This is a genomic window from Undibacterium sp. Ji83W (assembly GCF_049340385.1).
In the GTDB taxonomy this organism is placed as follows: Bacteria; Pseudomonadota; Gammaproteobacteria; order Burkholderiales; family Burkholderiaceae_D; genus Undibacterium.
Genome location: NZ_JBMPOZ010000009.1, coordinates 194,259 through 215,918, shown reverse-complemented (window position 1 = coordinate 215,918; position 21,660 = coordinate 194,259). Strand labels below are relative to the sequence as shown.

The window sequence follows — 21,660 nt, the reverse complement described above, 5'->3', positions numbered from 1 at the left end:
AGCTCATAGCAAGTGGTCATCAAACGCTGCTTCAAACTCAGGCATTCGTTCGGTGCTGTTGTAGAAAGGTAGCCCCCATACCGCATATTTTTTGTTGGAGAAAAGCTGCTCAACTTGGAAGGTATCTCTGATGCTCACTAAGAACTTCTCTTTCCACTCGTCGGCCTTCAGCAGATGACCGCCTTTAGGCTCAATGAAGACTTGATAATGCATCGTATCCGTCTTCTCTTTGCCTATCAGGTAAAGAATAAAATCGGGCTCAAGAGGTCTTCCGTCCTCAAAAGCATAGAGCTTGAAGTGCTTTTCATTCCGAATCAGGTAAGCCTCAGAGTAAACCTTCGCAAGTTCCGCATACCGCTTATCAATATACTGAATCAGCAGCTTTTCTTCCGAAGTCCCAAAGCAATCGTCAAAGGCAAACCAAGCCCTGGTACTGAGATCCAAGTGATAAGCAGTCTCTGCCGGGTCATTCATTGACCGGCCAAACTCCTTGTCCCCACCATCATCCACCATGAAGTTCAGAGTCTTATCACTGAACACATCTCGGACCATACGAGGCGAAAACTTCTTACTTCCCTTGTACTCAATCTTGTCCGAAGCAATCACCTCAGAAATAACCGCCAGTACCTGAATTGTCGCATCAAGTTTTTCATCAGGGCTCAGACTCTTGATCTGTTCAGGCAACCCAGAAACTTCCACCTTAACCAAACCAAGATATTTATTTGAAGCAATGAACTCCTGGACTGAATTCAGCTTTGGCAAATACATCTTTAGATTAGAGAATTCATAAAACTCTATCCTCTGAATAGCCTTGCGAACGATAGCTGCACCAAAATCCCTCAATGAATAATCTACGCTTAATTTGTCAGCACCTTTATCCCTGTCGGGAGCATCAAAGGCGACAAAACTCTTGGTGTAGCCAGTGCGAAGAGAAACCTTGTGGGTTTGATTGATGCTGCTACTATCCAGCCCCTCAATGTCTTCTCGACTGTATTTATCTCGTTCATTCAAGAAGATATGTCCTGCCTTATACAAGGAGGTATCCTTGAATGATTTTTTGAGATGAACTTTCCTCTCTCTCGTCTCCTTCGGCTTCAGACCAATTTCTTGCAGGGCTGTATTTAACTCTTGAATGTATTTTGGATTGTACGCACTGTGATAGAACAACTCTTCGCAGATACGAAGTTCGTTTTCCAAATCTGAATCATACTTCCGACCAAACAACGGTTGATCGCCGGTTAGCTGGAAGGGACAGTAACGAGCACCACGCCCAATCAATTGGGCTTCGCTCATGGTAGTCTTACCGATCTTTCCCCCTTTGCCATCTCGCGTGTCATACAGGCGAACAATGTCAAAGAGGTTGAGAACGTCCCAACCTTCATTCAATTTATCCACAGCAAAGACAGCCCTATACTCGTTAGTTTCCAACGAGTTGACTGCCATCTGCTTGACCTCGCTTTCTTCCTTGCTATTCACTGAAATAAGCTTTTCCTCTGAAAAGTCTTCTTTCAGTTCTGCAATCAAATTCTCAAGACTGATCTTGTTGGCAGCAAGATAGTCAAAGATTTTGAGGACCACCGGCTCACTGCTACGGCTCTTGATTGCCTCAAGGGATTCAGCTTTCAGCTTCTTCACCGCCTCCTTGAACTCTTCCAGGAAGGATTGGCTATCCTTAATGGTCTTCGATTTGAAGAGGATCACAGGCTTAATGTGCTGCCTGTTCTTCTCAAAAATCTTGCGACGATACTGATTCAGCAAGATAGCTTGGAGGGCTCTGTCAATGGGTGACAGGTCCGCCTGAAGAACCTTGACTTCCTTGGAGTAGCCGTCCTTGCGGAACTCCTTCAACGGGTAGTCAAAGATGAGCTTGGGTTGATACTTGGCATTCAGATTTTCATCGCTGAAATCCACTGTAGCCGTGAATTCAAGCAGCACATTGGAAGGATTGGCACGGAAAATCCGTTCGACTGTTCCTTCCCACGAGACTATCTCAAATAGTTCTTCCTGATCTACTTCCTTGCCCTTTTTCGTATCAGAATTTATATGGTGAGCCTCATCTGAAATCAGAACAATCTTCTGATCCTCAAAGTCATCATAGGTAAGACTGTTCTCCCTTGGAGTATTCAAAGCCATGTGCAAGCCCTGAATGGTAGAAAATACGATATTTATATCGTCACCATTCGCACCTTGGAAATTATCCACTTCCTTGATGGCCACTCGCGTGTCTCCAAAACTGATGGTGTCGGAGAACAAGTATTTCTTTGAAGTGGCATTAAGGAAATTATCCCTCGTCTTCTCAATGATGTTGCTATTATTGACGAAGAACAGGAAGTTACGATAACCCTTCTCATACAGATATGCAATAAGCCCAGCCATCATCAGAGTTTTACCGCTACCCGTTGCCATATGGAACAGTAGTTGATGATTTTGACGAGGCTTTCCATCAAAAGCTTCTTGCCAGTAGTTCAAAAAAAACTTGAAGGCTCGCTCTTGATAAGAGCGCGTTGGAAATTGAGGGTTCAGGTTGCCAGTAATGGACTCTGGCAACTTCGTTCCTTCAATTGTTCGTTTCCCAAGTTCTTCTATGAGGACTTGGGAGAGGGTTTTTATCTCAGCCATATTGTCCTCAATCGAAGAATTTTTTGTTCAATGCCTTTTCCGTTTCTGGGATGGCATATGCCTGATCATCAATCTCGGATATGGGAACATAGAGCATATTCTTGTCCATAATTTCTACAAGAAATCTCTTCTGATCAGCCAGGCTCAGGTTAGCAAAATCAGCCTTGGATTCATCAACATCCTTGGAATTGACACGATAGGACAAGAATGCATTCTCCTGCATGTCTACCCAGATCTTCGCAAGCTCTTCAGTTGTTGCTGCCGCTTCAATGGCTTCAACAAAGGCTTGGTTGGCTCGTGCAAGCTCACAATAGATGAACCCACTGCCGCCCTTCCACTCAACCTGCTTGGACACACCGCCTTGTTCACCTTGAATTACTTTTAAAAGACGAGCAATTGACACATCTTGGATATAGTCCATCTGCTCTACACCGATGAAACGACGTTTCATCTTCATGGCTACCGCACATGTAGTTGCCGCCCCCATGAAGAAATCCATAACCAAGTCTCCCTCTTGAGAGCCAATCTCAAGGACTCGTTTAAGCAGTCTCTCTGGCTTTGGTGTTTTGAACAAGTCCGCAGTTTCCGATTCGGGAAACAACTTCTTCAGTTCGTACTTCGCTTGGCGGTTATGGCCTGTTGTTTCATAGTCATCCCATATGCTGGACGGAGCAATCCCCTTCTGATTAACTAGATAGGTCTTCTTGAGAATACGTGTGTCATCAGGGAAGATGATTTCCCCAGTGCGGATGAATTCCTGGACCTTCTCTTTAGACCAACGCCAACCGTTGTTAGGAGGTGCGATCTTACTGCCGTTAGGAGCAATGATGTCGTATTTAAGATTCTCTCGTGGATTCGGAGACGATACATTACCTGAGAACCACGGACCTTTCGGATCGTTATCGGCATTAGAATAATGGCCGTTGTCTTCGTCTGTTCTTTCAAGCCTATAACTCAGCCAACCCGGCTTCTTTGAATAAACGAGAATCGTATTGTGATCAACTGAGAATTGCTTCGCATCATTGTTTGAAGAGTCAGCAGATCGCCATGCAATTGCAGAAACGAAACAGTCTCTGCCGAAAATTTGGTCACAGAGAACCTTTAGATAGTGACCTTCAATCTCATCAATAGTGATCCAAATAGTTCCACTTGGATGCAGCATTTTCCTTGCCACTTCTAAACGGCTCTTCATAAATGTTAGCCATGTGGAGTGACTAAAGCTATCGTTATACCTAAAGCTGTCGTTGTTTGTGTTGTACGGCGGATCAATGTAGATGAGGTTTACTTTTTCAGCGTATCGACTCTTGATACTGTGAAGCGCCAGCAGGTTGTTGCCCTTGAGGATTAAATTATCTTCATCCTTGATTTCCTTTGACAAACTCTCGCCGCCCTTGCCATAGACCTTGAACCTGGTGAATGCTTTGGGCGAAAGCAATCTATCAATCTGGTCAGGAGCCAGAACTTCATTCCAAAAGACTTCGTTACGCTTTGCATCTTCGTTGTCTTGTGAGCCTTCCAGCACACAGTCTTTGTAAGGCCAGGCAAGCACAACCTCTTTGGCTTCGCTCAAATATTCTTCATCAGCAACAAGACCAATCTTGTTCTTATATGCCGTAAAGCTATCAGGTAAAAACTTCTTGTTGCTAACAAATTTCTGAAATTTGATTTTGTCAAAAATCAGCACGCCTTCAATCTCACAAAAAAAGTGCTTCTTCAATGATTCACTTTTTAGAAGGTGTTTTAGCAATAATGAATCAAGGTTGAGGGCAAGCTCGACCACTTTGTTTTTCATGAGCCTGCCTTCGGATACCAAACGATCATCCGTTGAAAGCAAATCTGTCAATTCTTGAAGTAGATTTTGCATTTACATTTTCTTTCTAGTTTTTAGTTTTTCCTGCTTCCTCATCCCACTTCCGCAGGAGAGCAAGCTTTTCAGCAATCTTGATCTCTAAGCCTCTTGGCACTGGCTGATACCAACCAGGTTCTTCAATGCCGTCAGGTAGGTATGTCTCGCCAGCAGCGTAGGCATTGGGTTCGTCATGAGCATAACGGTACTCATGCCCATAGCCCAATTCCTTCATGAGCTTTGTTGGTGCATTTCGCAGATGTACAGGAACCTCCCGGCTATTGTCCTGCTTCACGAAGGCTTTGGCTTGGTTGTAGGCGTTGTAACCAGCATTGCTCTTCGCTGCCATTGCTAGATAGATCACCGCTTGCCCCAAGGCCAACTCACCTTCAGGGCTTCCAAGCCGCTCATAGGTCAAGGCCGCATCGTTGGCTATCTGCATGGCCCTTGGATCGGCCAAGCCAATGTCTTCCCAAGCCATGCGAACGATTCTTCTTGATAGATACCGAGCATCAGCACCACCGTCCAACATGCGTGTTAGCCAATAAAGTGCCGCATCAGGATGGGAACCACGAACAGACTTATGCAAGGCTGAAATCTGGTCATAGAAGTTGTCCCCGCCTTTATCAAAACGCCTTGCATTGAGAGTCAGAGCATTCTGTATAAAGTCTGCATCTATCTTTTGAACTCCAGCAGCTCCAGCAGCCGTCTTGCATTGTTCAAGCAGGTTCAGGAACCTTCTGGCGTCTCCATCTGCATATCCAACTATGTTGTCTATAGCCTTGTGTTCAAACTCAAGATTGCCAAGGGCATTTTCTTCTTTAGCTCTATTGAGCAGAAGTTTCAATTCGTCATCTGTAAGCAACTTCAGGACATAGACCTGAGCACGAGACAGCAGAGCAGAGTTAACTTCAAAAGAAGGATTCTCAGTAGTCGCACCAATAAAGGTAAAAAGCCCCGACTCAACATGAGGCAAAAGAGCATCTTGTTGGGACTTATTAAATCTGTGAATCTCGTCAACAAACAAGATGGTGTTCTTGCCTTGAGCAAGATATTGCCTTGCCTGTTCCATTGCTTCTCTGATGTCTTTAACACCAGACAACACGGCAGACAAGGCGATGAACTCACACTTGAAGGCCGAGGCCGTGAGCCGTGCCAATGTCGTTTTACCAACGCCGGGCGGCCCCCAGAAGATCATGGAATGGGGTTTACCCGACTGGAAAGCCAGTCTCAAAGGTTTTCCTTGACCCAGCAAGTGCAGCTGCCCAATGACCTCGTCCAAGGTCTTGGGGCGAAGTGCTTCTGCGAGCGGGGTGTTCTGAAAACTGGGGTCTTGTGCAAACAGATCAGGCATGGTTTGCCCCCAACGAACAATGGGGAAGCCCAAAAAACTGCACAACGACTCTCGTAATTATTTGATTTATATATGACTTGACAGCTTTATTGAAACGATGGACTTCATCAACAAACAATATGGTGCGGCGATGTGAAGTTGCCTGCAATATCTGGGCACGCTCTACCGCTTCGCGTATGTCCTTGATACCTGACAAGACTGCCGACAAGGCGATGAATTCACATAGAAAAGCATCTGCCATCAGGCGCGCCAGCGTAGTCTTGCCTACGCCAGGCGGGCCCCACAAGATCATCGAATGCGGTTCACCTGACTGGAAAGCCACGCGCAAAGGCTTGCCCTCACCCAGGATATGCTGTTGGCCGATGACATCATCCAGCGTAGCCGGACGCATGCGCTCTGCCAGTGGGGCAGGTTTTTTGCGCGAATTATTGTGCAACATATTCATTAGATACTACTGTCGAAATACATCGGCACCAGCAGGCACGACAAACTTGAATTGCTCAGGCTTCAAGACAGGATTTTTTTCCAGATTCTTCAGGGTCAGGGTAGAAAACTGGCCAAAATTGTCGTGCAATTCCAAAGCGACAGGCACGCCATCTTTCATGCCTATACCTATGGTTTCAAACTGTGAATCCTTGGCTTTGGGCGTAGCTTCCAGCCACTCCAGGCCCTGCTTGGTACCGACCTCTTTGAAATTGAAATTCTTGTCCAGGTCGGCCGAGCCAGCACTGCCAAATAAAATGGCTGCAGGACTGGAGCCCAGGGAATTGCCGAGAGGACGGATCGTGACCTGATTCAGGTCTTTGTCATAGATGTAGAGTTTGTCACCATCTGCCTGCAAGACTTGCTCATACGGTTTGACATATGACCAGATAAACTTGCCTGGGCGGGCAAACACGAAATTGCCTGTTGCTGTCTTGCTGATCTTGGGATTGCCATCGACTATTTTGACTTGCTGTTGGGTAAATTCACCTTTGGCACTTTTATTGTTCGTCACGAAGGATTTGAACTGATCAACCGCAGTAGCAGATGCCCATGCGGGTATCATGGCAAGTGCAAAGGCACCTGCCACCAGTTTTGCCATCATGTTAGATTGTTTCTTCACTGATTTATCCTATTCTGTCGCTGCTATTCTGTTGCTTTATTCAGCTGTATTCCCGGCAGGAACCAGTATCTCGCGGTTACCGTTGGACTGCATGGTAGATACGACACCACTTTGCTCCATTTGTTCCAGCAAACGGGCTGCACGGTTATAGCCTATGCGTAAATGCCTTTGTACCAGCGAGATAGAGGCACGACGATTCTTGAGAACGATGGCAACTGCCTGGTCATACAAAGCATCAGCCTCACCACCACCTGTGCCAGCACTCTCTCCACTTGCCTCGCCCCCTTCTTCCAGCGTACCGCCTTCAAGTATGCCTTCTATGTAATTTGGTTCGCCCTGCGATTTTAAATATTCAACTACGCGATGTACTTCTTCATCCGAGACAAAAGCACCATGCACACGGACAGGCAAGCCTGTGCCTGGCGGCATATAAAGCATGTCACCCATGCCCAGCAAGGCTTCTGCCCCCATCTGGTCAAGAATGGTACGTGAATCTATCTTGCTGCTGACCTGGAAGGCGATACGGGTAGGAATATTCGCCTTGATCAGGCCAGTGATCACGTCTACTGACGGCCTTTGTGTCGCCAGGATCAGATGCAAGCCTGCAGCGCGGGCTTTTTGCGCAATACGGGCAATCAGTTCTTCTACTTTTTTACCGACCACCATCATCAAATCAGCCAGCTCATCAATAATAATGACGATGGTTGGCAGTTTTTCAAGGGGTTCCGGCGCATCTGGCGTCAAACTGAAAGGGTTGGGGATATGAACTTCCTTGCGCGCTGCCTCGGCAATCTTGGCGTTATAGCCAGCCAGATTACGCACACCGAGCTTGGACATGAGCTTATAACGGCGCTCCATCTCTGCCACCGCCCAGTTCAGGGCATGGCCTGCCTGACGCATATCCGTCACCACTGGTGCCAGCAAATGCGGTATGCCTTCATACACAGACATTTCCAGCATTTTTGGGTCAATCAGTATCATGCGCACATCGTTAGGATCTGACTTGTACAGCAGCGACAGGATTGTGGCATTGATACCTACAGACTTACCAGAACCTGTAGTACCCGCCACCAGCAAATGCGGCATCTTGGCCAGATCAGCACAGATAGGCAGGCCGCCAATATCCTTGCCCAATGCAACAGTCAGGCTCGATGAGCTATCGTTATAGACCTTGGAACCCAAAATTTCGGTCAGGCGCACAATCTGACGCTTGGGATTCGGTAATTCCAGTCCCATAAAATTCTTGCCGGGTATGGTCTCGACCACGCGTATGGATGTCAGCGACAAGGAACGCGCCAGATCACGCGCCAGATTGACGATCTGGCTACCTTTGACGCCAGTAGCCGGTTCTATTTCATAGCGGGTTACCACAGGGCCTGGGTAAGCTGCCACCACCTTGGCATCGACGCCAAAGTCTGAGAGTTTCTTTTCTATCAGACGGCTGGTGAATTCCAGGGTTTGTACGCTGACAGTTTCTTGCACCGGCGGCGGTTCGTCCAACAAAGACAAGGGTGGCAAATTGGTATCTGGCAGTTCATTGAACAGGGAAACCTGCTTTTCTTTTTCTACCCGTTCTGAGCGCTGGACCGCAACTACTTGCGGCTCTATGCGTATTGGTGTGGCCTCAACAATCTTGGCTCTTTCCTGTACCACGACTTCTTCACGCTTGACGGCGGCAGTCTGGCCAGCGCGCCGGTCTTCTGCATCTGCATGTTTACTTTGCACGAAGACAAAGGCCCATTCTATGCCAGTGCCTATGCGTTCTGCGATCGTCAGCCAGGATACGTGGAAATAGAGGCTAATACCTAAAGCAATCATCAGCAACAAGGCCAGCGTCGCGCCAGTAAAGCCCAACGCCGCAAAACCGGCATTGCCGATCAATTCACCCAGCACCCCACCCGGCCCCAGCGGCAAGGCCACTTTAAGGCTGTGCATGCGCAAATATTCCAGACCCATGCTGCCAGCCAATAGCAAGCCAAATCCAACATTACGCACCAGGATTTCAGGGAAGCCGACTTCAGGCTCTGGCTCGGGATTGAGCTTCACCCTTTGCGACAAATTACTATAGGAAATCCACACCTGGCGGCAGGCAAATACACACCACCACCATGCTGAAATGCCAAATACATAAAACAGCACGTCAGATAGCCACGCACCAAATTTGCCAGCGATATTGTGTATGCGTGGAATATCCACCGACCGCGACCAGCCAGGGTCTTGCGTGGAATAACTTGCCATGATCAGTATCAGGCAAATGCAAAATGCGGCAAGGGCTATCCATTTCGCTTCCATCAAAAGAACCAGAAAGCGGTTTGGTGGCGCTGCAGGTGCTGCAGTTTTCTTGCTTCGAGTATAAGCTTCGTTACCAGTAGTCATAAAACAGAGAGCAACCTCATTCGGACAGCTATCAAAAGCTGACAAGATAGCATGAAGCCGTGTATGCGCCAAACAAGTGCACTGTAACAGTTGAAACAGATATGCCCGTCTGGCGCACCACGGCAGGAAGACGACCACTATGAGGATAGTCTATAATTCAGGCTTACCTCAGGATAGCGATGCAAAATCAGCAAAAAACTTGAAATTTGCATTAAAAACGCCATCTATTATCTGCAATTCAGCTAATCATCAACTTTTTTATCAGGTCTGCTATGTCCACACCCAAACATGCCCGCGTATTAATTCTTGGCTCTGGCCCCGCAGGTTATTCCGCCGCTGTGTATGCTGCCCGCGCCAATCTGAAACCTGTACTGATCACTGGTGTAGAACAAGGCGGCCAGTTGATGACCACGACTGACGTGGAAAACTGGCCAGCTGACCCTATGGGCGTACAAGGGCCAGAACTGATGCAGCGTTTTTTACAGCACGCAGAACGCTTTAATACAGAAATCATTTTTGATTACATCCACACCGCCAAGCTCGATGAAAAACCAATACGCCTGATTGGCGATCAGGCGCAGTACACTTGCGACTCCCTGATCATTGCTACTGGCGCATCCGCCCAATACCTGGGCCTGCCATCTGAGCAAGCCTTCATGGGCAAGGGCGTGTCTGCCTGTGCAACTTGCGATGGTTTCTTTTACCGTGGCAGGGAAGTCGCAGTGGTCGGTGGTGGCAATACGGCGGTGGAGGAAGCCCTGTATCTGTCAAACATCGCCAGCAAGGTTACTGTCATCCACCGTCGCGACAAGTTCCGCGCAGAAGCAATCTTGATTGACCGCCTGATGGCCAAGGTGGCTGAAGGCAAGATCGAAGTCAAATGGAACCATACGCTCGATGAAGTGATCGGTGATGAATCTGGCGTGACTGGTATCAATGTCAAAGATGCAGATGGAACAGTTAGCCCTATCACTGTGCACGGCGTTTTCATTGCGATTGGCCACAAGCCAAATACCAGCATTTTTGATGGCCAGCTGGACATGAAGAATGGCTATATCAAAACCCGTACCGGTACTGAAGGCATGGCAACGGCCACCAATGTACCTGGCGTGTTTGCGGCTGGTGACGTACAGGACCACATCTATCGCCAGGCCATTACCAGTGCTGGCACAGGTTGCATGGCAGCGCTGGATGCGCAGCGTTTCCTGGAAGAATAAGCCAAACGTCAAGGAAGTAAAGCATGTCGTCTTTTAAAAACCTTGCTGACCTGAAGTCACTCAGTCAGCAATTAAAGCAACAAGAAGAAAGCCGGCAACGCGCTGAAACCGAACGTCTGGAACGTGAAAAGAAAGCCAGAGAAGAGGCCAATATTTTTCGCTCCAGCGTAGGCAAGGTAGAGGTTTTAAAAACTGCGGTGAAACATCAGCCCCTGCCTGAGCGCCTTCAACCCCTGCCCTTTCAACACATTGCTGATGAGCAGGCAGCGCTCCAGGAATCTTTATCAGATGAGTTCGATGCTGACTCACTGCTGGAAACCGATGAAAACCTGAGTTACACCAGATCAGGTGTAGGCCAGGATGTGGTCAGGAAGCTGCGTAAAGGCCACTGGGTCATACAGGCACAACTTGACCTGCATGGCCTGCGCCGCGATGAAGCCAGGGATAGTCTGGGAGAATTCCTGCGCAAATGCATGCGCAATGGCACACGTTGCGTGCGCATCATTCATGGCAAAGGACTGGGATCAATCAACAAGGAACCGGTACTGAAGCAAAAAGTCAGGAACTGGCTGATACAGAAAGATGAAGTATTGGCATTCAGCCAGGCGACTGCGGCTGATGGCGGCTCTGGTGCCTTGATCGTACTGTTGAAATCTTGAAAGCAGCTTGCTGTCAACTAAGGTGACCTGAGCCCTGAAGGACTCAGGCCAGGGCTCAGGCACAACAAACTTAATTGCGGAACTTCTTATCCTTGGAAATAACGGTCATATCAACATATTTTGAACCATTATGATTGGAAGGAGAAAAGTTCACATCAAATCCACCAGCGTCATAACTGCTGCGGTTGATTGTTTCCAGCGCTGACACCAGCTTTTCTCTGGTCAACCCAGATCCGGCACGTTTCAGTCCTTCAACAAATACTTTGGCCGCCAGATATCCTTCCAGGCTGGAAAAGTTCAGATTCTTATTTCCAGCCTTCTCCATACTTTTCGTATACTCGGCAACTGCCGGGATGGACGGTGACCATGGAAATGGCACGACCTGAGAGATGACGACACCCACACCATCTTTATCCAGGGTATCTGCCAGCGCCTGGCTGCCGACAAAAGACACATTGTAGAACATGCCTGTGTATGAAGCCTTGCGCATCTCTTTGACCAGAGCACTACTGGCTGCATAGGTGCTGATCTGTATGATGGCATCTGGCCGTTTGGGCAATAATTTCCCTACCGCTGTTGCCACATCAAGACTGTTTCTTTCTACTGTCGCTGTCTCCGCAATACGCAAATTTCTTTTCTTCATCGCCAGCTCTACCCCAGCCAGACCCGCCTTGCCATAAGCATCATTCTGGTAAAAAACAGCGATATTTTTTGTACCCAGGTTAGCGAGACGATCGACCAGATATTCAGTCTCGTCGTTATAACTTGCCCGGATATTGAAGACCTGACGGTTGAGAGGCTCTCTCAGCGATTGAGCACCAGTGTATGGTGCGAAGAAAGGAACTTTCGCCTGTGTGAATATCGGTAAAGCTGCATTGCTGGTCGCCGTACCAACATAACCAAACAAGGCAAACACGGCTTCATTTTCTATCAAGGCCTTGGTATTGGCAGCTGCAAGGTCTGCTTCGTACTTATCGTCCTTTTGTATGATTTCAATCTTGCGACCATACACACCACCGGTAGCATTGACCTGATCAAAATAAACCTTGGCACCTGAATACAACTGCAGGCCAAGTTGTGCTGCAGGGCCAGAAAATGCAGCCGACTGCCCCAGTAAAATTTTTCTATCTGTGACACCGGTTTCGGCTTGGGCATTTGCCATCGCCATCAACACCAGTGCCACCCCTATTTTTGCTTTTGCTTTTGAAACACCAACAAATTCAATTACTGCCAACTGCTTTAACATCATCATATTTAAACCGCATCAGGTCCCGTCTCGCCAGTACGAATACGTATCACCTGCTCAACATTTTGTACAAAAATCTTCCCATCACCAATCTTGCCGGTATGGGCTGCCTTAATAATCGCGTCGACTACATTGTCGGCAATTTTGTCGTCCACGACGACTTCTACCTTTATCTTGGGCAAAAAATCGACCACGTATTCAGCGCCACGATACAACTCAGTGTGACCCTTTTGACGGCCAAAACCTTTTACCTCAACCACAGTCAAGCCGGTGACGCCAACGTCAGCCAGAGCTTCACGGACTTCGTCGAGTTTGAATGGTTTGATGATAGCGGTAATCTGTTTCATTTCCCTCTCCTTGAATAATTACAGTTATTACGGTTAATATAATTAATACGAACCAAACTAGTCTCTGAACTTCGAAGTAATAGGATAACGCCAGTCACGCCCAAAAGCGCGATGAGTAATCCTGATACCTATGGGCGCTTGACGCCGCTTGTACTCATTAATTTTGATCAGGCGCGTGATGCGCTCCACGTCTTCGGCCTTATAACCAGCTGCGACAATATCGGCACGCGCCTGATTTTCTTCCATATACATGGCCATGATGCCGTCCAGAATGTCATAGGGCGGCAAAGAATCCTGGTCTTTTTGATCAGGTCGCAATTCAGCTGATGGCGCCCTCGTCAGTATCCGCTCGGGTATTACGGCTGACAGGGTATTGCGATAGGCACACAGGCGGTACACCAGGGTTTTGGCAATGTCCTTGATGACGGCAAAACCACCTGCCATGTCACCATACAAAGTACAGTAACCAACCGCCATCTCACTCTTGTTACCCGTCGTCAAAACGATGGAACCATATTTGTTCGACAAGGCCATCAACAGTGTGCCACGTATCCTGGCCTGTATATTTTCTTCGGTGGTATCTTCCTTCAAGCCAGCAAATTCCTGGCTCAGGGTAGAACGGAATGCGCTGAAGCAATCGCTGATGGCGATTTCATCGTAGCGCACACCTATGCGTGCCACCATATCACGCGAATCCAGCCATGAAATATCGGCAGTATAGGGTGAGGGCATCATGATCGCCCTGACCTTGTCTGCACCGAGGGCATCCACTGCAATTGCCAGCACCAGGGCAGAATCAACACCACCTGACAAGCCCAGCAAAACACTGGGGAAACCGTTCTTGCCTACGTAATCACGCACGCCCATGACCAGCGCCTGATACACCTCTGCCTCCAGCGGCAAAGCTGATTCCACGCGGCCACTCAAAGGCTGCGCGCCGTCAAATTCCACCAATTGCAAATCAGCTTCGCAATGTTTTAACTGTGCACAGATCTGGCCTTGCGTATCCATGACAAAGGAATTACCGTCAAAAATCAATTCGTCCTGACCACCCACAAGATTGGCATACACCAGGGACAAGCCCTGGGAAATCACATTGGCGCGCATGACGTCATAGCGCTGATGCTGCTTACCCATATGATAGGGAGAGCCATTTGGCACCAGCAGCACTTCTGCCCCCGCTTGTCGGGCCTGTGCAGGCGCATCTGGCAGCCAGGTATCTTCACAGATGTTGATGCCGAAATTCACGCCCTTGATAGCGAATACACAAGCCTGATTACCCGATGAAAAATAGCGTTTTTCATCAAACACCATATCATTTGGCAAATCACGCTTAAAATAACTGGCTAATATTGCACCATCTTGCAACACGGAAACTGCATTATACCGTTTACCCTCTACCTCACCAGGGTGACCGACCAAAACCGCAAGGCCGGGAAATAGCGTAAGCTGTTTCTTTAAGGTATCAAGCGCGGTAGCGGTTTCCAGATAAAACGCCTGGCGCAGCAATAAGTCTTCTGGCGGATAACCCACCAGGGATAATTCCGGCGTGACAAGTATGTCTGCGCCCTGCTCTGCGGCGCGGCGGGCATATTCTGTGATCTGTGCAGCATTCCCGGCAAGATCACCGACAACACTATTCATCTGGGCAATGGCAACTTTTACGGTCATATTTGCAAATCTGTATTAAATCGAAAATGAAATCTGAATCTCCAGCCCCACATTATCGCATGCGTATCGTTACTTCACTGAGTGAGATAGCGCAATCATCATGGGATAGCCTGGTTGCAGACCAGGTACTTGCGAATCCATTTTTGTCTTATGCATTTTTGAGCGCAATGGAAGAGTCAGGTTCTGCCGCAGAAAAAACTGGCTGGCAAAGCTGTTTTATTACTATCTGGGATGGTGAACAACTCGAAGCCGCACTGCCACTGTATGAGAAAACACATTCTTACGGTGAATATGTGTTTGACTGGGCATGGGCCAGGGCTTTTGAGCGACATGGTCATGATTATTATCCCAAGCTATTGTCCGCCATTCCTTTTACTCCCATTACAGGCAGCCGCCTGCTGGCACGCAATACTGCAGCACAACGCGCCTTGATCGCTGCCCTGCAAGAGTTACAGCAGGCAGGTGAGTATTCTTCCAGCCATTTGCTGTTCTTGCCAGAAGATCAGGCACTACTGTTGAGTGAAGAAGGCTACCTTTTACGCAAAGGTGTGCAGTTTCACTGGGAAAATCAGGATTACCAGTGCTTTGATGATTTCCTGGACACTCTTGACAAGAAAAAACGCAAGAATATTCGTGCCGAGCGCAGGAAAGTGCAGGATGCCGGCATACAGTTCCAGCATGTGCGTGGCAAAGACATACAAGAAGACGATTGGCGTTTTTTCAAAAGCTGTTATGACCAGACTTATGAAGAACATCATTCAACGCCATACTTGAATCTGGATTTTTTCTTGCGCATAGGTCGCGCCATGCCAGAAAACATCCATCTTATTATTGCATTGCGAGACGACAATAAGATCGCCGCATCCCTGCTCATTCATGATGAGCAACGCGTGTATGGCCGCTACTGGGGTTGCCTGGAAACGCATCCCTGCCTGCATTTTGAAACAGCGTATTACCAATCCATCGATTTCTGCATACAGGAAAAGATTGCGATTTTCGAAGGTGGAGCACAAGGCGAGCACAAAATGGCACGCGGCTTTCTGCCAACCACAACTTGGTCGGCACATTACTTGAGTCATCCAGAATTTTTTGACGCAGTATCAAATTTCCTTGTACGTGAAACACAAGATATTGAACTATATTTAAATGACTTGCTCGAACATACACCTTACAAAACGCTGAAACACAATGAAGTAAGCCCTACTTGAAATTTTGCTTCGTTCAAGGCATCCTGTCGCCATGCAAAATAACTTTCTCTCGACACCAAATGCACCACCCGCTGCATTGCCAAGCAAACGCGTAGGGCGCTTTTATCTGAGCGAGCGTCTTGGCATGGGCTCCAATGGTGCCGTGTATCTGGGGCACGACCCTGTCATAGACCGCGATGTCGCCATTAAAATATTTAGTGCTGGCAACAATGCTGCCGACAAGAAACAGCGCGAACAGCAATTTATCAATGAAGCACGTGCCGCTGGCAGGTTATCCCATCCAAATATTGTGACCATATTTGATGCCTCCAGTGAAGGCGGCACGACATTTATCGCGATGGAATTCCTTCAGGGTAAGGATTTGCGGCATATATTGGCAGATGGCAAGCAATTCGACATCATTGAGACAGCTAACATCATACAAAAGATAGCTGATGCTCTCGCCTACGCCCATACCAATGGTGTGATACACCGTGACATCAAGCCTGCCAACATTTTTGTTTTACCCAACCAGCAGCCCAAGGTGGTGGATTTTGGTATCGCCCGCGCACCTAATCGCGTACTCGATGAAACCAGGGAGCAGGCGCATACCCTGTTCAACAATAATATTCTTGGCACGCCCAACTACATGTCGCCAGAGCAGGCCAATGGCAAACCAGTCAATGCCTTGACAGATGTGTATTCGCTTGGCACCGTCATGTATGAAATGCTGACTGGTCAAAAGCCATTTCAGTCGCAAGATGTAGACAAATTATTGCAACAGATTGTAAATAAAGTAGCGAAATATCCTTCAGAAATCAGCCCCAGCATACCGGATTCCCTTTCTAAAATTGTCATGAAGGCCATGCAGAAAGATCCGGCAGCACGTTATGAAAGCGCTGCTGAAATGTCGTCCGCACTGGAAAAATTCCTTGAACGCGACAGGAAACTCAAACGCAAACGTCAAAAGCAAGGCAGCGATACGAGTGACTACAAAAATGATGATAACTCGCACAAAGTATCATGGCTGAGCTGGGCAGCCTTGATCGCTGCTCTTGTTGGTGTAGCTGCATACCTGATGCACAGGATATAGGTACTGGAAACAGTTTGACTCCCTTAATCAGCCAGCAAAAACAAAAAAAGGTGCGATTTAAAATCGCACCTTTTTTGTTTTAAAAACCGTTCAGCTTTTATGCTTCAGCTTTTTTGAAATTCTCTACACCAGCCAAAATTTCCGCTTTGGCATCTTCAGGGCCGCCCCAGCCTTCAACTTTAACCCATTTGCCTTTTTCCAGATCTTTATAGTGTTCAAAGAAATGCTGGATCTGGCGCAGGCGCAATTCGTTCAGATCTTCAGGTTTTTGCCAGTGTGTATAGATAGGCAAAATCTTGTCTACTGGAACGGCCAATACTTTCGCATCGTTACCAGCTTCATCTGTCATTTTCAATATGCCGATAGGACGGCAACGCACCACCACGCCAGGGATCAGCGGGAAAGGCGTGATAACCAGAACGTCAACCGGGTCACCATCACCAGCCAGCGTTTGCGGCACATAACCATAGTTGCAAGGATAATGCATGGCAGTACCCATGAAACGGTCAACAAAAAGGGCGCCTGTGTCTTTGTCGACTTCATACTTGATCGGATCACCATTCATAGGGATTTCGATAATAACGTTGAAGTCATTTGGCAGATCACGACCTGCTGGTACTTTATTCAAGCTCATCTTGCACTTTCTGTATAAGTATCAATAGAAGAAATGGGTTGCACGGGATTATATAGTTTTTCAAGGCAAAATTGTGCGCCGCAACAGGGCATCATTACAATTAGCTTGCAGTCGCTCTATACAATCCGCTCCCTCATAACATGGTTGCCATGGCACATTGGCGATAATGGCTGGCAGCTTCTTCTGCCTGTCCAAGGGCCTCATGCAACTGCGCCAGCTTCAGGTTAGCTTCGCGCACAGTGCGCGGATCAACTGCATCTGACAGGGCTTGCTCCATATGTCTTTGTGCCTTGCCCCATAATTTCTGGCGCAGGCATAGTGTACCAAGCGTCAACGCCAGTTCAGGGTCAGTAGGATGCTGTTCTGACCATTTTTCACAATGTTCAATTTGTGACAACAAGGCAGCCGAACCCTCTGAAGCGGCCGCATCACGATAGGCGCGCATGAGACGCTCATCCCACTCTTCTGACAGTGCTTTTTCGACTATGCCGCGAGCATCATCAAATAAGCCGTGCGAATTGAAAGCCGTCGCCGCAGTAAACGCGATAAAGGCAGATTTGCGGTCAGCCTGAGGAATTTCATACCAGACCCGGCGTATGGATTCGGCATCATGCCCCTGATTAGTCAGCAAATCTTCATAAGCCAGTTCACGCAAACGCTGCGACAGTGCGGGATGCAGGGCACGGTGCTTGTCCAGCGTGCGCACCAGCTTCAATACTTCCTGCCATTTCTGCGCCTGCTGATTGGCCTTCAAAGCCCAGCGCAAGACCTGAATATGACGGGTACCATTGGCATTCAATTCACGCACAGCCTCCAGGGCCTTACCAGCCTGATGCTGATCGACCAGCAATTCTGTCATGCTGACCAGTCGCGCCACCTTATACACATTGTCTTGCTCAAGACCGGCAAACCAGGAGTCACGACGCTCATACTGACTCATATGATGCGCAGCGCGCGCGCCTATAAGAGAGGCAACACCGGCATTGTCCGGCAAATCGGTCGCACGCATGGCGGCTTTTTCAGCATGACCGAAGCGGCCTTCAAACAAGGCTTTCAAGGCTTCACGCAATGCCTTGTTGCTGTCTTTTTCGCGCTTGTTCTGGCGATACATGGCAACTTTGCGTGGCATTTTCCTGGTGGTGACGATGGCACGTATCACCAGGTAAATCAGCACAAAAACGACGAGCAACAGGAACAGGAAGAAGTTCAGGGACAAGTCTATCCGATACGGCGGAAAGAACAGAACCACATTTCCAGGGTTATAACGTGCGCCCACGGCAAGGCCAACTGCAAGCGCAAACAAAATCAAAAGCCGGATAAAGATACGCATACTCTTATGGCTTCACTTTATAGTTACGCACTGCATTCAGGCTCTCACCCAGCGTCGGCATTTCTATCGACAGATTACTGCCCTGCACCTGGCGCAACAAGGCTTGCACAGTCTGCGTTTGTTTGGCGCGGGTATCAAAATACTTGCCGATGGCATCTTGCGCGGCGATCATATCGCTTCTGAAGATACTTTCATTCCTCGACAACAATGCCAGTCTGGCATTCAACAGGCGCAGCTTGAGGTTTTCGCGGGCGAAATAAGATTGTGAGGGTGTCAGCAACAGCACATCCGGTGTTTCTACATTACGGACGCGTATCAACTGTTTGACTTCATTCCACATCTCACTCGAAAAACTCTGCCAGCCATCCTGCAGGCGCATGCTCCAGGTGATTTCTTCTACATCGTCTACAGTCTTCTTTTCTGTTTTTGCAGTGACTGAAGATTTTGGCAAGACGCGCAGCGGTGCCTTTGGTGGCGTCGCAGATACCACAGATTTTTCATCGGACCATAATGGGATATGGTCAATCTGGGCAATCACGCTATCCAGGCGCAGTGCCACACCTGGCAAATCCAGAGCTGGCAAAGACTTCAATCTCTCTATGTCCTTGGCAATCGCGCGGCGTATGGAAATAAATTGTGGCTTGTCTGATTTTGCCAGGCGACCATCGGCATTTTGCAGGGCAATCAAGGCACCTTGCACATTACCGGCAAGCTGTAATTGCTGGCTGGCGGTTGCCAGTACCTGTTCAATCTCGGCCAGTGCCCAGTCATCGCGATTCTTGGACAAGTCCTGGTACAACTGCTCCAGAGCCAGTTGTTGACTTTGCGCTTCAGATTGTTTGCCTTCCAGCAGAATAACCTTGGACTGGATTTCCTTGGCAGTCTCTTGCACATTGCGCGCCAACACCTTGGTTTCGCTGCTATTGGTATCCGCAGTCTGCAGCCTCTTGGCGACCTCTTCACGCAAACCACTGATCTGGTTTTGTGAAGACCACCAGTTAGCTGCAAGTAAAACTGCCAGCACACCGGAGACCAGATAGGCGGGATTAGCCCAGCCGGGTTCCTTTGCAGCTTCTGCAGGTATAGTTGGGGCTGGCTGTCGTGCCTGGGCATCGACAGGATTTGCCGTCACGACGGCATCGGGATTTGATTGCTGTTCACTCATAGACGAGATTGTAACGCGACAAGCAGTTGTTCGTCGCCAGAAGCTGTTAAGGTTATGTGCAGAAACCCCAGAGATTGTGCGGTTTCTTCGATACGGCTGTGTGGCACCAGCAAATGTTGTCGTTGCATTTTTGCCACGCCACTATTTAATTTCAGCGCCTCTACATAGTCACACAAATTGCGCAGTGCTTCTGAACTGGTGATGACCCAGTCATTCTCACTTTCCAGCAATTGTGTTAAATGCTTTTCATTTTCATCATTCAGTACAGGTTTGACTCTGCGGTAAGCTGCCACCTGCACCACTTCTACGCCATGCGCGCGCAAGGCTTCGGCCAATAATTCCCTGCCAGATTCGCCGCGCACGATCAATACTTTCTGGCTACGCAAGGCATCCAGATCCAATTCGGCAAGCAGGGTTTCAGAATCCGTCTTCAGCACATTACGCGGCCGTAAAATGGTCGCAGTCTGGTCATTCACGCCATATTCAGCCAGTTTTGCCCGACTACCTTCACCCATGACTGCAAAAGTCAGGTTTTCTGGCAAGCTCGTCAGATGCTGGAAAAAAGCATCTATCGCATTCGGACTGACGAAGGCAATCAGGGCATAGTCCTGCAATTGCCCTAATTGCTTGATCAGGGCGGTATTGTCTTCCAGTGCTGCTATTTCCAGCAAAGGGAAATGCGCTACATCGCGCCCCATGGCCTTTACTTGTCTGGCAAAATCCTGCGCCTGGGCGACAGGTCGGGTGAGTATGACCCTATTTGTGCCACTATTCGTGTCTCTATTAGCGAGCTTATTTTTTTGCATGCCGGTGTTATGTCACTCAGTGATCTCTGCTTTACACACCGCCAGAATGGCTTCTGCGTCCTGCGCTGACAAGGCCTGCGCCAATTTTAATCCCAGCTCTTGTGGCTTATCAGCATCACCGACCGCTTCTGCCCTGGCGATGCGCGTACCATCCGGTGTGGCAACCATAGCCCTGATCTGCATTTGTCCCTGGCTGACTGTGGCATATGCTGCCAGCGGGATTTGGCAACTGCCACCAAAGGCCTTGGATACTGTACGCTCAGCCGTCACTGCCTGCGCAGTCTCGGTATGATTCAAAGCCGCCAGCATAGCTCGCAGCTCCGGGCGGTTATCCGGTATTTCTATTGCCATCGCACCTTGTCCTGCGGCTGGCAGGCTTTCCTCTGGGTCCAGGCAGGCTCGTATGCGTTCAGGCACGCCCAGACGCTTAAGGCCAGCTGCGGCCAGGATGATGGCTGCATATTCGCCATTATCGAGTTTGCGCAAACGGGTATCCAGATTACCGCGCAAAGGCCGTATCACCAGATGCGGGTAACGAGCAGAAATCAGGGCCTGACGGCGCAAACTGCTGGTACCTACCACGGCACCGGCAGGCAAACTATCCAGGCCAGCATAGTCATTGGAAACAAAGGCATCACGCGGGTCTTCACGCTCCAGTATTGCTGCCAGGGCAAAGCCCTCAGGCAAATCCATGGGCACGTCCTTGAGAGAATGTACAGCCAGATCAGCACGGCCTTCTGCCATGGCGACTTCGAGCTCCTTGACGAACAGGCCCTTGCCGCCGACTTTGGAGAGTGCGCGGTCCAGTATCTGGTCACCACGGGTAGTCATACCCAGAATCTCTATCTGCCAGTCAGGATACAACGCTGCCAGGCGGTCACGCACATGTTCTGCCTGCCACATTGCCAAACGGCTTTCGCGTGAGGCAATAATCAATTTTTTAGAACTTGAAGATGTCAAAATAAGGGCTACTTTCAACTGTAAAAGCTGGATACAAAAACCAGG

The 21,660-nt window shown here is 48.6% G+C and carries 17 protein-coding genes and 1 pseudogene; 4 read left to right on the top strand and 14 right to left on the bottom strand.

What is annotated here, in order from left to right; translation table 11 throughout:
* Nucleotides 1-3: 3 nt before the first annotated feature.
* The 6 genes and pseudogenes from ACO0LD_RS16795 to ACO0LD_RS16770 all read right to left on the bottom strand — a co-directional run bounded on the left by ACO0LD_RS16795 (nucleotide 4) and on the right by ACO0LD_RS16770 (nucleotide 9,300).
* Nucleotides 4-2,619: a DEAD/DEAH box helicase family protein gene (locus tag ACO0LD_RS16795; RefSeq protein ID WP_423008783.1), complete on the bottom strand. Its 2,616-nt coding sequence runs from the start codon at nucleotides 2,617-2,619 to the stop codon at nucleotides 4-6.
* 7 nt (nucleotides 2,620-2,626) lie between these two features.
* Nucleotides 2,627-4,483: a DNA methyltransferase gene (locus ACO0LD_RS16790; RefSeq protein WP_423008781.1), complete on the bottom strand. Its 1,857-nt coding sequence runs from the start codon at nucleotides 4,481-4,483 to the stop codon at nucleotides 2,627-2,629.
* A 13-nt stretch (nucleotides 4,484-4,496) separates the two neighbouring features.
* Nucleotides 4,497-5,819 (bottom strand): replication-associated recombination protein A, encoded by a 1,323-nt coding sequence (locus tag ACO0LD_RS16785; protein ID WP_423008779.1) that lies wholly within the window; start codon nucleotides 5,817-5,819, stop codon nucleotides 4,497-4,499.
* 28 nt (nucleotides 5,820-5,847) lie between these two features.
* Nucleotides 5,848-6,258: pseudogene (locus tag ACO0LD_RS16780) on the bottom strand (AAA family ATPase); the annotation flags it as partial.
* 12 nt (nucleotides 6,259-6,270) lie between these two features.
* Nucleotides 6,271-6,906 carry an outer membrane lipoprotein chaperone LolA gene (gene lolA / locus ACO0LD_RS16775; RefSeq protein ID WP_423008853.1) on the bottom strand — a complete coding sequence of 212 codons (636 nt, stop codon included), beginning with the start codon at nucleotides 6,904-6,906 and terminating at the stop codon, nucleotides 6,271-6,273.
* 54 nt (nucleotides 6,907-6,960) lie between these two features.
* Nucleotides 6,961-9,300, bottom strand: coding sequence for a DNA translocase FtsK (locus ACO0LD_RS16770; RefSeq protein WP_423008777.1), 2,340 nt, complete (start codon nucleotides 9,298-9,300; stop codon nucleotides 6,961-6,963).
* Nucleotides 9,301-9,572: 272 nt separating this feature from the next.
* On the opposite strand from ACO0LD_RS16770, the gene trxB reads away from it, so the two are divergent.
* Both trxB and ACO0LD_RS16760 read left to right on the top strand, forming a co-directional pair.
* A complete protein-coding gene (trxB, locus tag ACO0LD_RS16765) occupies nucleotides 9,573-10,517 on the top strand; it encodes a thioredoxin-disulfide reductase (protein ID WP_423008775.1) in 945 nt (314 codons plus the stop codon).
* A 23-nt stretch (nucleotides 10,518-10,540) separates the two neighbouring features.
* Nucleotides 10,541-11,176: a Smr/MutS family protein gene (locus tag ACO0LD_RS16760; RefSeq protein WP_423008773.1), complete on the top strand. Its 636-nt coding sequence runs from the start codon at nucleotides 10,541-10,543 to the stop codon at nucleotides 11,174-11,176.
* Nucleotides 11,177-11,246: 70 nt separating this feature from the next.
* Here the strand turns inward: ACO0LD_RS16760 and ACO0LD_RS16755 are convergent, their stop codons facing one another.
* Genes ACO0LD_RS16755 through ACO0LD_RS16745 form a run of 3 tightly spaced genes read right to left on the bottom strand, consistent with a single transcriptional unit; the run spans nucleotide 11,247 to nucleotide 14,440 of the window.
* A complete protein-coding gene (locus ACO0LD_RS16755; RefSeq protein WP_423008851.1) occupies nucleotides 11,247-12,422 on the bottom strand; it encodes an ABC transporter substrate-binding protein in 1,176 nt (391 codons plus the stop codon).
* 8 nt (nucleotides 12,423-12,430) lie between these two features.
* Nucleotides 12,431-12,769: a P-II family nitrogen regulator gene (locus ACO0LD_RS16750; protein WP_110253085.1), complete on the bottom strand. Its 339-nt coding sequence runs from the start codon at nucleotides 12,767-12,769 to the stop codon at nucleotides 12,431-12,433.
* Between the two features lie 57 nt (nucleotides 12,770-12,826).
* Entirely contained in the window at nucleotides 12,827-14,440 is a 1,614-nt protein-coding gene (locus tag ACO0LD_RS16745) for an NAD+ synthase (protein WP_423008771.1), read from the bottom strand.
* Between the two features lie 26 nt (nucleotides 14,441-14,466).
* Here ACO0LD_RS16745 and ACO0LD_RS16740 point away from each other — a divergent pair, with 26 nt between their 5' ends.
* Nucleotides 14,467-15,648 carry a GNAT family N-acetyltransferase gene (locus ACO0LD_RS16740; RefSeq protein WP_423008769.1) on the top strand — a complete coding sequence of 394 codons (1,182 nt, stop codon included), beginning with the start codon at nucleotides 14,467-14,469 and terminating at the stop codon, nucleotides 15,646-15,648.
* A gap of 31 nt (nucleotides 15,649-15,679) precedes the next feature.
* On the top strand, nucleotides 15,680-16,720 hold the full coding sequence (locus tag ACO0LD_RS16735; protein WP_423008767.1) for a serine/threonine protein kinase: 1,041 nt from the start codon (nucleotides 15,680-15,682) through the stop codon (nucleotides 16,718-16,720).
* Nucleotides 16,721-16,817: 97 nt separating this feature from the next.
* Here ACO0LD_RS16735 and ppa read toward each other — a convergent pair whose 3' ends face one another.
* The 5 genes from ppa to hemC form a co-directional block, all read right to left on the bottom strand.
* The gene (gene ppa, locus ACO0LD_RS16730) at nucleotides 16,818-17,354 is read right to left on the bottom strand and encodes an inorganic diphosphatase (protein WP_423008765.1); all 537 of its coding nucleotides are present in this window, start codon (nucleotides 17,352-17,354) and stop codon (nucleotides 16,818-16,820) included.
* A 133-nt stretch (nucleotides 17,355-17,487) separates the two neighbouring features.
* On the bottom strand, nucleotides 17,488-18,684 hold the full coding sequence (locus tag ACO0LD_RS16725; protein ID WP_423008764.1) for a heme biosynthesis HemY N-terminal domain-containing protein: 1,197 nt from the start codon (nucleotides 18,682-18,684) through the stop codon (nucleotides 17,488-17,490).
* A gap of 4 nt (nucleotides 18,685-18,688) precedes the next feature.
* On the bottom strand, nucleotides 18,689-19,849 hold the full coding sequence (locus ACO0LD_RS16720) for a uroporphyrinogen-III C-methyltransferase (RefSeq protein WP_423008762.1): 1,161 nt from the start codon (nucleotides 19,847-19,849) through the stop codon (nucleotides 18,689-18,691).
* Nucleotides 19,846-20,655: a uroporphyrinogen-III synthase gene (locus tag ACO0LD_RS16715; RefSeq protein WP_423008760.1), complete on the bottom strand. Its 810-nt coding sequence runs from the start codon at nucleotides 20,653-20,655 to the stop codon at nucleotides 19,846-19,848. Before ACO0LD_RS16715 ends, ACO0LD_RS16720 begins: the two co-directional genes overlap by 4 nt.
* 12 nt (nucleotides 20,656-20,667) lie before the next feature.
* On the bottom strand, nucleotides 20,668-21,615 hold the full coding sequence (gene hemC / locus ACO0LD_RS16710; protein WP_423008758.1) for a hydroxymethylbilane synthase: 948 nt from the start codon (nucleotides 21,613-21,615) through the stop codon (nucleotides 20,668-20,670).
* Nucleotides 21,616-21,660 lie beyond the last annotated feature (45 nt).

Bases quoted from the DNA above. Each gene is read 5' to 3' on its own strand.
- ACO0LD_RS16725 (WP_423008764.1), bottom strand. From the start codon at position 18,684: ATGCGTATCTTTATCCGGCTTTTGATTTTGTTTGCGCTTGCAGTTGGC.
- ACO0LD_RS16740 (WP_423008769.1), top strand. From the start codon at position 14,467: ATGAAATCTGAATCTCCAGCCCCACATTATCGCATGCGTATCGTTACT.
- ACO0LD_RS16745 (WP_423008771.1), bottom strand. From the start codon at position 14,440: ATGACCGTAAAAGTTGCCATTGCCCAGATGAATAGTGTTGTCGGTGAT.
- ACO0LD_RS16750 (WP_110253085.1), bottom strand. From the start codon at position 12,769: ATGAAACAGATTACCGCTATCATCAAACCATTCAAACTCGACGAAGTC.
- lolA (WP_423008853.1), bottom strand. From the start codon at position 6,906: ATGATGGCAAAACTGGTGGCAGGTGCCTTTGCACTTGCCATGATACCC.
- trxB (WP_423008775.1), top strand. From the start codon at position 9,573: ATGTCCACACCCAAACATGCCCGCGTATTAATTCTTGGCTCTGGCCCC.
- ACO0LD_RS16790 (WP_423008781.1), bottom strand. From the start codon at position 4,483: ATGCAAAATCTACTTCAAGAATTGACAGATTTGCTTTCAACGGATGAT.
- ACO0LD_RS16715 (WP_423008760.1), bottom strand. From the start codon at position 20,655: ATGCAAAAAAATAAGCTCGCTAATAGAGACACGAATAGTGGCACAAAT.
- ACO0LD_RS16720 (WP_423008762.1), bottom strand. From the start codon at position 19,849: ATGAGTGAACAGCAATCAAATCCCGATGCCGTCGTGACGGCAAATCCT.
- ACO0LD_RS16770 (WP_423008777.1), bottom strand. From the start codon at position 9,300: ATGACTACTGGTAACGAAGCTTATACTCGAAGCAAGAAAACTGCAGCA.
- ACO0LD_RS16795 (WP_423008783.1), bottom strand. From the start codon at position 2,619: ATGGCTGAGATAAAAACCCTCTCCCAAGTCCTCATAGAAGAACTTGGG.
- ppa (WP_423008765.1), bottom strand. From the start codon at position 17,354: ATGAGCTTGAATAAAGTACCAGCAGGTCGTGATCTGCCAAATGACTTC.
- ACO0LD_RS16785 (WP_423008779.1), bottom strand. From the start codon at position 5,819: ATGCCTGATCTGTTTGCACAAGACCCCAGTTTTCAGAACACCCCGCTC.
- ACO0LD_RS16755 (WP_423008851.1), bottom strand. From the start codon at position 12,422: ATGTTAAAGCAGTTGGCAGTAATTGAATTTGTTGGTGTTTCAAAAGCA.
- ACO0LD_RS16760 (WP_423008773.1), top strand. From the start codon at position 10,541: ATGTCGTCTTTTAAAAACCTTGCTGACCTGAAGTCACTCAGTCAGCAA.
- ACO0LD_RS16735 (WP_423008767.1), top strand. From the start codon at position 15,680: ATGCAAAATAACTTTCTCTCGACACCAAATGCACCACCCGCTGCATTG.